This is a genomic window from Streptomyces sp. R33 (assembly GCF_041200175.1).
GTDB classification, from domain to species: Bacteria; Actinomycetota; Actinomycetes; order Streptomycetales; family Streptomycetaceae; genus Streptomyces; species Streptomyces katrae_B.
Genome location: NZ_CP165727.1, coordinates 3,785,558 through 3,797,392 on the forward strand (window position 1 = coordinate 3,785,558; position 11,835 = coordinate 3,797,392).

Consider the following 11,835-nt stretch of genomic DNA (forward strand, 5'->3'; position numbering starts at 1 on the left):
GGCCCTCGGCCCTCGGCCCTCGGCCTAGCGTGCCGGGACCAGCGCCGCCAGCGCGCCCGGCCCGGACCAGCGCGGCCCGATCCCGCGCACCGAGACCTCCCGCACGTCGTCCAGGACCTCCTCGTGGCCCACCGCCCGCGCGATCACCACGTGCAGCCGGTCCTCGGAGAGCTCCTCGACCTTGCCGTCGCCCCACTCCACGACGACCACGGACTCGGGCAGGGAGACGTCGAGGTCCAGGTCCTCCATCTCGTCCAGCCCGCCGCCGAGCCGGTACGCGTCCACGTGCACCAGCGGCGGCCCGCCGCGCAGCGAGGGGTGCACCCGGGCGATCACGAAGGTCGGCGAGGTCACGGCGCCCCGTACGCCCAGCCCCTCGCCCAGGCCCCGGGTCAGCGTGGTCTTGCCCGCGCCGAGCTCCCCGGTCAGCAGGACGAGGTCGCCGGGGCGGAGCAGGCCGGCGAGGGTGCGGCCCAGGTCCTGCATGGCCTCGGGCGAGTCGACGGTGATGCGCGCCTCGGCGTCGGCCGCCTCAGCTGCCTGCTGCGGTGCCTGACGCTGCGGTGTCTGACTGCGGGGCGCCGGCGCTTCCAGCGGTACTTCTTCCATGTCCGCCAACGTTAGTCGCTGCGGGCACCGCACCCGTGCGCGCCAGCAGGTCGGTGAGCAGCCCGGTCACCGTGTCGGGGTACTCCAGCATCATCAGGTGCCCGGCGGACTCCAGGACCACGAGCTCCGCGGCCGGCAGCGCGTCCTTGATGGCCTGGCTGTGCGCGGCCGGGGTGACCATGTCGCGGTCGCCGGCGATGACGGTGACGGGGATGTCGGCGAACCGCTGGAGGGCGGCGCTCTTGTCGTGGATCTGGAAGGCCGGGTAGAACTCGGCGACCACGTCGATCGGGGTGGCCTCGATGAGCCGCTCGGCGAAGCGCGCGACGCCCGGGTCCACCTCGCGCGGGACGCCGAACGAGTACATCTTGATCATGCCCGCGAAGAGGTCGGCGGTGGCCCGGCGGCCCTTCTCCACCAGCTCCACCTGCGAGCCGAGAGCCCTGAGCACGGGCGGCAGGATGCGGCGTACGGCCCCCATCCCGACCGAGGGCAGCCCGTACGTCACCTGGTCGAGGTGCCCGCTCGAGGTGCCGACGAGCGCGACGCCGATCACCCGGTCGCGGACGAGCTCGGGGAACTGCTCGGCCAGCGCCATGATCGTCATGCCGCCCATCGAGTGGCCCACGAGGATCAGCGGGCCCTCGGGCGCGGCGGCCTCGATGACGGCCTTCAGGTCGCGCCCGAGCTGGTCGATGCTCACGCGCTCGCCGTCGGCCTGGGAGAACCCGCGCGCACTGCGGCCGTGGCTGCGCTGGTCCCAGTACACGGCGCGGACCATTCCGCGCAGGGCGGCGCGCTGGAAGTGCCAGGAGTCCTGGCCGAGGCAGTAGCCGTGGCAGAACACGACGGTCGGGGCGGCCGGTTCCTTGCGGCGCAGCCGGGGCCGCTTCTTCGGGCCCTCGGACGGCTCGTCGACCTCGTAGTAGAGCTCGGTGCCGTCCTCCGCGTAGCAGGCCCCGGCGGTCCCGCGCAGGGAGCCGTAGTCCCCGGTGGCGTCGAGCGCGAGGCGCGCCTTGCGGCGCATGCCGCGGCCGACCGTGATCCGTTCGACCGCGACGCCGGCGGCCGCACCTGCGGCTATCACCCCGATCGCGGCGCCGGCCCAGCCGGCTTTGCGCCAGTTCTCGCTCACGCCGTCCTCACGCTCACGCCGTCCTCACTCAGCCTCAGCCGCCCAGGTAGACCCGAGGAACGCGCACCCCGATACGGGTGACGATCTCATAGGCGATGGTGTCTGCTGCCCGAGCCCAGTCCTCGGCGGTGGGCTCGCCGTGTTCGCCGCTGCCGAAGATGACGGCCTCGTCCCCGGCCCGTACGAGGTCACTGCCCAGGTCGACGACGAACTGGTCCATCGCGACGCGCCCGGCGACGCGGCGGACCTTCCCGCCGACGGAGACCGGCCCGCGGCCGGAGGCGTGCCGGGGGATGCCGTCGGCGTATCCGGCGGGGATGAGGGCGAGGTTCGTCTCGGCCTCGGTGACGTGGTGGTGTCCGTAGCTCACCCCGTGGCCCGGGGGCACGGTCTTGACCAGCGCCACGGAGGCCTTGAGGGTCATGGCGGGCCGCAGGCCCAGCTCCTGGGAGGTGCCGAGCTCGGGGGCCGGGGACACGCCGTAGACGGCGATGCCGCAGCGCACGAGGTCGTAGTGGCTCTCCGGCAGGGTCAGCGTCGCGGGCGAGTTGGCGATGTGCCGGACCTCGGGCCGGGCGCCCTCCTTCTCGGCGTAGGCCAGCATGTCGCGGAAAGCCGTCAGCTGGAGCGCGATGGAGGGGTGGCCGGGTTCGTCGGCGCACGCGAAGTGGGACCAGACGCCGGTGATCTTGACGGTGCCCTCGGCCTCGGCGGCGACGGCCGCACCGACGAGCTCGGCCCAGTCGGCGGGCTGGCAGCCGTTGCGGCCGAGGCCGGTGTCGGCCTTGAGCTGGATCCTGGCCCGGCGGCCGGCGGCGTGCGCGGCCTTGCGCACCTCGTCGAGGGCCCACAGGCCGCTGACGGAGATGTCCAGGTCGGCCTCGACGGCCTCCTGCCAGGGCCCGCCGGGGGTCCACAGCCAGCACATGACCGGCCCGCCGATCCCGGCGGCGCGCAGCGCGAGCGCCTCCTCGGGGGTGGCGGTTCCGAGCCAGGTGGCACCGGCCTCCTGGGCCGCGCGGGCGCAGGGGATCGCGCCGTGGCCATAGGCGTCCGCCTTGACGACGGCCATCACCTCGGCCCCGGGTGCCCGCTCGCGCAGTGCGCGTACGTTCGCCCGTACGGCGTCAAGATCGATCTCGGCGTACACGCGCGTCGGTGTCTCGTTCATCGCCCCCAGTCTCTCAGAGCCCGGCTGTGGCTTGGTCGACCGCCGTCCCCTTCCCGCATACCGGGACGTTTCACCCCCGTTGGGACCACTCCGGGGGCGCCGGGCGGCCGAATGCCGAACCGGTCGGGGCCGGTCACGGGTTCTGGATGCTGCGCCACGCCTCCGGAAGGGATTGCGCGATCTGCTGGGCGAGGAGCGGGGCTCCGGAGGCTGCCCGGCGCCCCGCCAGGCCGTGGAGGTACGCCGCGACCGAGGCGGCGTCGAGCGCCGGCAGGCCCGAGGCCAGCAGCGAGCCGGACAGGCCCGACAGGACGTCCCCGCTGCCGGCCGTCGCGAGCCACGCGGTTCCCGTCGGGTTGACCCTGACCGGCCCGCCGCCGCGGGACACCAGCGTCGTCGAGCCCTTCAGCAGGACCGTCGCCCCGTACTGCTCCGCCAGTGACCGTACGGAGGACAGCCGCGCCGACTCCACCGCGTCCCGGGACACCCCGAGCAGCGCCGCTGCCTCCCCCGCGTGCGGGGTCAGCAGCGTCCCGGCCGACCGGGCCCGCAGCACCGCCGGGTCCAGCCCGCGCAGCCCGTCCGCGTCCACCAGCACCGGGACCGGGTCCGCCAGGGCCTGCGCGACCTCCGCCGCCCGGCCCTCCCCCAGCCCCGGCCCGACCACCCACGCCTGCACCCGGCCCCGCCCGATCAGCGTCTCGGGGTACCGCGCCAGCACCGCGTCCGCCGCCGGTCCGACGTACCGCACCGCGCCCGCACCGCCCCGCAGCGCCCCCGCCACGGCGAGCACCGCCGCGCCCGGGTACTGCACCGATCCGGCGACGATGCCGACCACGCCCCGGCGGTACTTGTCGCTCGACGCCGTCGGCACCGGCAGCAGCCCCGCGACATCGGCGTGCTGCAACGCCTCCGCGTCCGGCTCCGGCAGCGACAGCCCGATGTCCACCAGGCGCAGCGCGCCCGTGCGCGAAGCCCCCGGGTCGATGAGCAGCCCCGGCTTGTACGCCCCGAAGGTCACCGTGACATCGGCCCGGACAGCCGGTCCGGCCACCTCCCCGGTGTCGGCGTCGACCCCGCTCGGCAGGTCCACCGCGACCACGACCGCACCGGCCGGGATCTGCTCCACCAGCGCCGCCGCGGCCGGCCGCAGCCCGCCGCGCCCGCCGATGCCGACGAGCCCGTCCAGTACGAGGTCCGCCCGGCCGGGAACGCCCGCCGCGAGCCGGCCCCCGGCGGCCAGCAGCGCCCGCAGCCCGCCCGCGTGCACCCGTTCCGGATCCATCGGCACCGCCGTCACCCCGGCGCCGCGCCGGGCCAGCCGGGCGCCCGCGTACAGGGCGTCGCCGCCGTTGTCCCCGGGCCCGACGAGCAGCACGACACGCGCCCCGTACACCCGGCGCAGCAGGCCCGCACACACGGCGGCCAGCCCGGCCGCCGCCCGCTGCATCAGGGCGCCCTCCGGCAGCCGGGCCATCAGCTCCCGCTCGGCGGCCCGTACGGTCTCCACGCTGTAAGCAGTACGCATGGCACCAGCCTGCCCGAAACCCCGCGGAACCGGCCCTATCCCTCGGCGATCACCACTGCCGAGGCGACGCCCGCGTCGTGGCTCAGGGAGATGTGCCAGGACTTGACGCCCAGCGCCAGCGCCCTGGCCTCGACCGTCCCCGACACCCGCAGCCGCGGCTGCCCGGTCTCCTCCACGTACACCTCGGCGTCGGTCCACAGCATTCCGCCGGGCGCGCCGAGCGCCTTGGCGAGGGCCTCCTTGGCCGCGAACCGGGCGGCGAGCGAGGCGATCCCGCGCCGCTCGCCGCTCGGCAGCATCAACTCGGAGTCGACAAAGAGCCGTCCAGCCATGTTCGGGGTGCGCGCCAGCGCCTCACCGAACCGGTCGATCTCGGCAACGTCGATCCCCACACCGATAATCACAACGCCAACTCGCTTCGCTCACTCCACCGTCACCACTGCACCTGATGGTCGGCGACCGGCTCCGTTCGCTCCGCTCACTCCACCGTCACCACTGTGCCCGATGGTCGGCGAGCGGCTCCGTTCGCTCCGCTCACTCCACCGTCACCGACTTCGCGAGGTTACGCGGCTGGTCCACCTCGTTGCCCCGCGCCGTCGCCAGCTCGCACGCGAAGACCTGCAGCGGCACCGTCGCGACCAGCGGCTGCAGCAGCGTCGGCGTCGCCGGGATCCGGATCAGGTGGTCGGCGTACGGGACGACCGCCTCGTCTCCCTCCTCGGCGATCACGATGGTCCGCGCCCCGCGCGCCCGGATCTCCTGGATGTTCGACACGATCTTGTCGTGCAGCACGGAGCGCCCGCGCGGCGACGGCACGACCACCACCACCGGCAGGTCCTCCTCGATCAGCGCGATCGGGCCGTGCTTGAGCTCGCCCGCCGCGAAGCCCTCGGCATGCATGTACGCCAGCTCCTTGAGCTTGAGCGCGCCCTCCAGGGCCACCGGGTACCCAACGTGCCGACCGAGGAACAGCACGGTGTCCTTGTCCGCCAGCGACCGCGCCAGCTCCCGTACCGGCTCCATGGTCTCCAGTACGGTGTCCACGGCCGCGGCGATGTCGGACAGCTCGCGGATCACCGCCTCGATCTCGTCGCCCCACTTCGTACCCCGTACCTGCCCGAGGTACAGCGCGACCAGATAGCAGGCCACCAGCTGCGTCAGGAACGCCTTGGTCGAGGCGACGGCCACCTCGGGACCGGCGTGCGTGTACAGCACCGCATCCGATTCGCGCGGGATCGTCGACCCGTTGGTATTGCAGACGGCCAGCACCCTGGCCCCCTGCTCGCGCGCGTGCCGCAGCGCCATGAGGGTGTCCATGGTCTCGCCGCTCTGCGAGATCGCGACCACCAGCGTCCGCTGGTCCAGGATCGGATCGCGGTAGCGGAACTCGCTCGCCAGCTCCGTCTCGCACGGGATGCGGGTCCAGTGCTCGATGGCCAGCTTCGCGATCATGCCCGCGTGGTACGCCGTACCGCACGCCACGATCACGACCTTGTCGACCTCCCGGAGCACCGAGACGGGGATGCGCACCTCGTCCAGGGTCAGCGAGCCGCTCGCGTCGATCCTGCCCAGGAGGGTGTCGGCGACGGCCTTCGGCTGCTCGGCGATCTCCTTGAGCATGAAGTAGTCGTACCCCCCCTTCTCGGCCGCCGAGGCGTCCCAGTCGACGTGGTACGCCCGCACGGACGCGGGCGCACCGGCGAAGTCGGTCACCGTGACCCCGTCGCGGCGGAGCTCGACGACCTGGTCCTGCCCCAGCTCGATCGCGGACCGGGTGTGGGCGATGAACGCGGCCACGTCCGAGGCGAGGAAGTTCTCACCCTCCCCGACCCCCACCACCAGAGGGGAGTTCCGGCGCGCCCCGACCACCACGTCCGGCACGTCGGCGTGCACCGCGACCAGCGTGAAGGCGCCCTCGAGGCGTCGGCACACCTGCCGCATGGCCTCCGCGAGATCCCGGCCGGCCTCGAACCGCTCCGCCAGCAGGTGCGCGACGACCTCCGTGTCCGTCTCGGACTCCAGCCGGTGCCCGCGCTCGGCCAGTTCGGCCCGCAGTGCGGCGAAGTTCTCGATGATGCCGTTGTGCACGACGGCAACCCGGCCCGCGTTGTCCAGGTGCGGGTGGGCGTTGACGTCGGTGGGCCCGCCGTGGGTGGCCCAGCGGGTGTGCCCGAGTCCCGTGGTACCGGCCGGCAACGGGTGCCCGACCAGCTCCTTCTCCAGGTTGACCAGCTTCCCGGCCTTCTTGGCGGCGACGAGCCCCCCGTCGGCGAGCACGGCGACGCCCGCCGAGTCGTAGCCGCGGTACTCGAGCCGCTTGAGTCCGGCGATGACCACATCGAGCGCCGACTGCGCTCCCACGTAACCCACAATTCCGCACATACGGCGCAGCGTACGCGGAACTCGGCTGCCTGCCCCGTACCTGAACAAGACGAAAAACCCGCCCCGGCGAATGCGCCGGAGCGGGATTGACGTTGTTCGAAGGCCCTGCGGCCCCGGGGCCGGCCGAGCCGTCAGCCGAGCTTCTTCGCCTGCGCGTCGACGACGGCCTTCGGCTGTTCGGCGGCACCGCTCAGGCTCAGGGCCGAGAAGGTCGCGAGCGTGTTGCCCTTGCGCACGACGACGAGCTGCGTCGTGAACTTCTCGCCCTCCGCGTCGCCCTCCACCGTGTAGGCGAGCGCCTCGTCGCCCGCGGTGACGGGGGCGCCGGCGCCGACCTTGGTGACCTTGCCGGCCTGGCCCTCACCGCTCGCGGTGTAGCCGCCGGCGCACGCGGTGCCCGCGGCCTTCAGGCTCGCGAAGGCCTCCTCCGCGCCCTTGCCGTCGTACGAGGCGAGGGTGACCGCGGTGGCGGTCGAGCCGAGGGCGTCCATCAGGCCCTTCAGCTTGTCCTCGGGGCTCTGGCTCGCGGCCTGCTCCTTCGGCTTCGCGACGACCTTGGTCCGCGCGGTGCCGGTGGACGTGCCGACCGCCCCCATGGCCTGCGCCTTGACCAGCGGCACGCACTGGGGCTTGTCACTGGTGGCCGAGGCCCCCGCCGCGGCCTCGGCCGGCGTGGCCGGCTTGAACTGGTGGTCGGGCAGATCGGCCTGGGCCACGATCACGGCGGCCAGCTCGGTGTCCGTCTTGCCCTTCGCGGCCGGGGCAGCCGCGGACGAGGCGGCGGCGGACGGCTTGGCGTCCGTCTTCTTGTCGTCCGCCTTGTCGGAACCGCAGGCGGTGGCCAGCAGGGCCAGGGACACCGCGGAAGCGGTCAGGACGGTACGACGGACAAGGGTGCTACGCACGAAGGATCTCCCCCAGAACACACAACAACGACAACAGCGGCTCCGGCAGAAGGGCCGCGGTGATCAGCAAATCTACGGGGCGATCCGATCATGGCCGGTCCATTTTCCGCCGGACCCGGCCAATCGTGACCGGGGTGAGATCCAATCCCGGCTCCGGCTCCCGGCCACGAGCCCCGCCCGTGCCCGGCTCGCAGCCGACTCGCGACCTGCACGGGAACCACTGCACGACACCCCGCAGACACCGCTGCGACGGCCCCGGGCCCCCGGCACGTGACCGACCACACCACCCACAACCGGCCCCGAGCCACGACAATGGCCCTGTGATCACTTCGCCGCCACGAAGCACGCCGGACAGCGCGATGGAGCGCCCCGACCGGCCCGAGCGACCCCACCGCCGGGCCGAGGTCTCTCCGTACGTCGACCTCACCCGCGACGAGTGGAGCGCCCTGCGCGAGCGCACCCCGCTCCCGCTCACCGCCGACGAGGTCGAGCGCCTGCGCGGGCTCGGCGACGTCATCGACCTCGACGAGGTCCGGGACGTCTACCTGCCGCTCTCCCGTCTCCTCAACCTCTACGTCGGCGCCACGAGCAACCTCCGCGGCACCCTCAACACCTTCCTCGGCGACGCCGGCAACGGCCACGGCGCGCAGCAGGGCACGCCGTTCGTCATAGGGGTCGCCGGCTCCGTCGCCGTCGGCAAGTCCACCGTGGCCCGTCTGCTCCAGGCCCTGCTCGCCCGCTGGCCCGAGCACCCCCGCGTCGAGCTGGTCACCACCGACGGCTTCCTGTACCCGATGAAGGAGCTGCAGCGCCGCGGACTCACCTCCCGCAAGGGCTTCCCGGAGTCGTACGACCGCCGCGCGCTCACCCGCTTCGTCGCGGACATCAAGGCGGGCAAGGACGAGGTCACTGCCCCCGTCTACTCGCACCTGATCTACGACATCGTCCCGGGCGAGCAGCTCGTCGTACGGCGCCCGGACATCCTGATCGTCGAGGGGCTCAACGTCCTCCAGCCGGCCCTGCCCGGCAAGGACGGCCGCACGCGCGTCGGCCTCGCCGACTACTTCGACTTCAGCGTGTACGTGGACGCGCGCCCCGAGGACATCGAGCGCTGGTACCTCAACCGGTTCCGGAAGCTGCGCGAGACCGCCTTCCAGAATCCTTTCTCCTACTTCCGCAAGTACACCCAGGTCTCCGAGGAGGAGGCCATGGAGTACGCGCAGACCATGTGGCGCACCATCAACAAGCCCAACCTGCTGGAGAACGTGGCCCCCACCCGCGGCCGCGCGACCCTCGTCGTACGCAAGGGCCCGGACCACAAGGTGCAGAAGCTCAGCCTCCGCAAGCTCTGACCCCCTCGCCGCCGGGTCCGCCGGCCCGAGGCCTGAGCGGCCCGGTGACGCCGCCGGCCCCGCCCTCCGCATTCCACGGGAGGGCGGGGCCGGCGTATGGGCGCGGGACCGGATCTAGCCGAGCGCCGACTTCACCACGTCCGCGAGCCGCCCGGCGACCGCGCGGGCCTGCTCGATGTCGGCGGCCTCGACCATCACCCGGACGAGCGGTTCGGTACCGGACGGACGGAGCAGCACCCGGCCGGTGGTGCCCAGCTCCCGCTCGGCGTCGGCGACGGCCGCGGCCAGCTCGGCGGAGGTCCCGACCCGGGACCTGTCCACGTCGGGGACGTTGATCAGCACCTGCGGGAGCCGCTGCATGACGCCCGCCAGGTCGGCCAGCGACCGGCCGGTGGCCGCGACGCGCGCCGCCAGCATCATGCCGGTGAGCGTGCCGTCGCCGGTCGTGGCGTGGTCGAGGATGATCACGTGGCCGGACTGCTCGCCGCCGAGCGCGTAGCCGTGCTCCTTCATCGACTCGAGCACGTACCGGTCGCCGACGCCGGTCTGCACGACCTGGATGCCCTCGCCCTCCATGGCCAGCTTGAAGCCGAGGTTGGACATCACGGTGCCGACGACGGTGTTCCCGCGCAGCTGGCCGGCCTCGCGCATGGCCAGGGCCAGCACCGCGAGGATCTGGTCGCCGTCGATCTCCGCGCCGGAGGCGTCGACCGCGAGGCAGCGGTCCGCGTCGCCGTCGTGCGCGATGCCGAAGTCGGCACCGTGCTCGACCACGGCCTGCTTGAGGAGCCCCAGGTGGGTGGAGCCGCAGCCGTCGTTGATGTTGAGGCCGTCCGGCGCGGCGCCGATGGTGACGACCTCGGCACCCGCCCGGGTGAAGGCCTCGGGCGAGACGCGGGCGGCGGCGCCGTGCGCCTCGTCCAGGACGATCTTGAGCCCGTCCAGGCGGTTGGGGAGGACCGCGATGAGGTGCGCGACGTACTTGTCGAAGCCCTCGTCGTAGTCGGAGACCCGGCCGACGCCGGAGCCGGTGGGCCGGTCCCAGGGAGCGCCGGTGCGGTGCTCGTCGTAGACGGCCTCGATGCGGTCCTCGAGCTCGTCGGCGAGCTTGTGGCCGCCGCGGGCGAAGAACTTGATGCCGTTGTCGGGCATCGCATTGTGGCTGGCGGAGAGCATCACGCCGAGGTCGGCACCCAGCGCCCCGGTGAGATACGCCACCGCCGGGGTGGGCAGCACACCGACGCGCAGGACGTCCACGCCCGCGCTCGCGAGGCCCGCGACGACCGCGGCCTCCAGGAATTCGCCGGATGCGCGGGGGTCGCGGCCGACGACCGCGGTCGCCCGGTGGCCCGCGAAGGTGCCCGCCTCGGCGAGTACGTGGGCAGCTGCCACGGAGAGACCGAGCGCGAGCTCAGCCGTCAGATCCGCATTGGCGACGCCGCGTACACCGTCCGTCCCGAAGAGTTGTCCCACTGTTGTCCTCCCGAGTTCACGCTTCGTTTGTGACCGCTTGTGACATGTATTTGCCGCTTGTGGCGGTAAACGAACCGCCCCGGCAGCACGGAGAGTGCTGCCGGGGCGGTTGTTGCTGAACAGCAGGCGCAGATTAACGCTTGCTGTACTGCGGAGCCTTACGGGCCTTCTTGAGACCGGCCTTCTTGCGCTCGACCGCACGGTCGTCGCGGGAGAGGAAGCCGGCCTTCTTCAGCGCCGGGCGGTTGTTGTCGACGTCGGCCTCGTTCAGGGCGCGGGCCACGCCGAGGCGCAGGGCGCCGGCCTGACCGGAGACGCCGCCACCGGCGATGCGGGCGATGACGTCGTAACGGCCGTCAAGCTCGAGGAGCTTGAAGGGCTCGTTGACTTCCTGCTGGTGCACCTTGTTGGGGAAGTAGTCCTCAAGGGTGCGACCGTTGATCTTCCACTTGCCGGTGCCCGGAACGATCCGGACGCGGGCGATGGCGTTCTTGCGACGGCCCAGGCCGGCGGCCGGCTGCGGGTCGCCGAAGCGGCCGGCAAGGGACTCGGAGGTGTAGTCGCCCTCGACGACGACCTCAGACTCGGTGGTGTACTCCTCGACGCCCTCGAACTCTTCGACGGGGGTCTCGGCGGTGGTCTCGGCCACGATGCTCCTCAGAATTTTCTACGTCTTAGGGGGTGGCCGGAACTACTGCGCGACCTGGGTGATCTCGAACGGCACCGGCTGCTGGGCAGCGTGGGGGTGCTGGTCGCCCGAGTAGACCTTCAGCTTCGAGAGCATCTGACGGCCCAGGGTGTTCTTGGGGAGCATGCCCTTGACGGCCTTCTCGACGGCCTTCTCCGGGTTGTTCGCCAGGAGGTCGTCGTAGCGCACGGAACGCAGACCGCCCGGGAAACCGGAGTGGCGGTACGCCATCTTCTGGGAGGCCTTGTTGCCGGACAGGTGCACCTTGTCGGCGTTGATGATGACGACGAAGTCGCCCATGTCCATGTGAGGCGCATAGGTCGGCTTGTGCTTGCCCCGCAGAAGGGCAGCGGCCTGGGTCGCCAGACGGCCGAGGACAACGTCCTGGGCGTCGATGACGAGCCACTGGCGCGAGATGTCGCCGGGCTTGGGGCTGAACGTACGCACGCGTATGCCTTCGCTTCTTCAGTGGTGGTATCCCAAGGGCGCAAGCCCCACGGGAAGGTCCTGACAGGGTCACCACGGACGATCACGACAGCCCTCGTTCACATCGGGGACGCAACCCGTGTGAACTGCTGGTCATCGGTCCGGT

The 11,835-nt window shown here is 72.4% G+C and carries 11 protein-coding genes; 1 reads left to right on the plus strand and 10 read right to left on the minus strand.

Annotated elements, in window-relative coordinates:
• Nucleotides 1-24 precede the first annotated feature (24 nt).
• The 7 genes from tsaE to AB5J51_RS17155 form a co-directional block, all read right to left on the minus strand.
• A complete protein-coding gene (tsaE, locus tag AB5J51_RS17125) occupies nucleotides 25-609 on the minus strand; it encodes a tRNA (adenosine(37)-N6)-threonylcarbamoyltransferase complex ATPase subunit type 1 TsaE (RefSeq protein ID WP_276611476.1) in 585 nt (194 codons plus the stop codon).
• Nucleotides 533-1,744 (minus strand): alpha/beta fold hydrolase, encoded by a 1,212-nt coding sequence (locus tag AB5J51_RS17130; RefSeq protein WP_136225813.1) that lies wholly within the window; start codon nucleotides 1,742-1,744, stop codon nucleotides 533-535. The genes tsaE and AB5J51_RS17130 overlap by 77 nt, the downstream gene beginning before the upstream one ends.
• Before the next feature lie 34 nt (nucleotides 1,745-1,778).
• Nucleotides 1,779-2,915, minus strand: coding sequence for an alanine racemase (gene alr / locus AB5J51_RS17135; protein WP_136225812.1), 1,137 nt, complete (start codon nucleotides 2,913-2,915; stop codon nucleotides 1,779-1,781).
• Nucleotides 2,916-3,048: 133 nt separating this feature from the next.
• Nucleotides 3,049-4,443, minus strand: coding sequence for an NAD(P)H-hydrate dehydratase (locus AB5J51_RS17140; protein WP_369778023.1), 1,395 nt, complete (start codon nucleotides 4,441-4,443; stop codon nucleotides 3,049-3,051).
• Between the two features lie 35 nt (nucleotides 4,444-4,478).
• The gene (locus AB5J51_RS17145) at nucleotides 4,479-4,847 is read right to left on the minus strand and encodes a holo-ACP synthase (protein WP_053786433.1); all 369 of its coding nucleotides are present in this window, start codon (nucleotides 4,845-4,847) and stop codon (nucleotides 4,479-4,481) included.
• A 130-nt stretch (nucleotides 4,848-4,977) separates the two neighbouring features.
• On the minus strand, nucleotides 4,978-6,825 hold the full coding sequence (gene glmS, locus AB5J51_RS17150) for a glutamine--fructose-6-phosphate transaminase (isomerizing) (protein ID WP_053786434.1): 1,848 nt from the start codon (nucleotides 6,823-6,825) through the stop codon (nucleotides 4,978-4,980).
• A gap of 131 nt (nucleotides 6,826-6,956) precedes the next feature.
• Nucleotides 6,957-7,730, minus strand: a complete 774-nt coding sequence (locus AB5J51_RS17155) for a hypothetical protein (RefSeq protein WP_369778024.1) — start codon at nucleotides 7,728-7,730, stop codon at nucleotides 6,957-6,959.
• Nucleotides 7,731-8,089: 359 nt separating this feature from the next.
• Here AB5J51_RS17155 and coaA point away from each other — a divergent pair, with 359 nt between their 5' ends.
• The gene (coaA, locus tag AB5J51_RS17160; protein WP_030298237.1) at nucleotides 8,090-9,082 is read left to right on the plus strand and encodes a type I pantothenate kinase; all 993 of its coding nucleotides are present in this window, start codon (nucleotides 8,090-8,092) and stop codon (nucleotides 9,080-9,082) included.
• Between the two features lie 114 nt (nucleotides 9,083-9,196).
• Here coaA and glmM read toward each other — a convergent pair whose 3' ends face one another.
• From glmM to rplM, 3 genes are all read right to left on the minus strand, one after another.
• Entirely contained in the window at nucleotides 9,197-10,555 is a 1,359-nt protein-coding gene (gene glmM, locus AB5J51_RS17165; RefSeq protein WP_053786436.1) for a phosphoglucosamine mutase, read from the minus strand.
• A gap of 133 nt (nucleotides 10,556-10,688) precedes the next feature.
• Nucleotides 10,689-11,204 carry a 30S ribosomal protein S9 gene (gene rpsI, locus AB5J51_RS17170; protein ID WP_030230680.1) on the minus strand — a complete coding sequence of 172 codons (516 nt, stop codon included), beginning with the start codon at nucleotides 11,202-11,204 and terminating at the stop codon, nucleotides 10,689-10,691.
• Nucleotides 11,205-11,246: 42 nt separating this feature from the next.
• Nucleotides 11,247-11,690, minus strand: a complete 444-nt coding sequence (gene rplM / locus AB5J51_RS17175) for a 50S ribosomal protein L13 (RefSeq protein ID WP_030154717.1) — start codon at nucleotides 11,688-11,690, stop codon at nucleotides 11,247-11,249.
• Between the last annotated feature and the right edge of the window lie 145 nt (nucleotides 11,691-11,835).

Coding starts and splice junctions, on each gene's coding strand:
- tsaE (WP_276611476.1), bottom strand. CDS start 609: ATGGAAGAAGTACCGCTGGAAGCGCCGGCGCCCCGCAGTCAGACACCG.
- alr (WP_136225812.1), bottom strand. CDS start 2,915: ATGAACGAGACACCGACGCGCGTGTACGCCGAGATCGATCTTGACGCC.
- glmS (WP_053786434.1), bottom strand. CDS start 6,825: ATGTGCGGAATTGTGGGTTACGTGGGAGCGCAGTCGGCGCTCGATGTG.
- AB5J51_RS17140 (WP_369778023.1), bottom strand. CDS start 4,443: ATGCGTACTGCTTACAGCGTGGAGACCGTACGGGCCGCCGAGCGGGAG.
- coaA (WP_030298237.1), top strand. CDS start 8,090: ATGGAGCGCCCCGACCGGCCCGAGCGACCCCACCGCCGGGCCGAGGTC.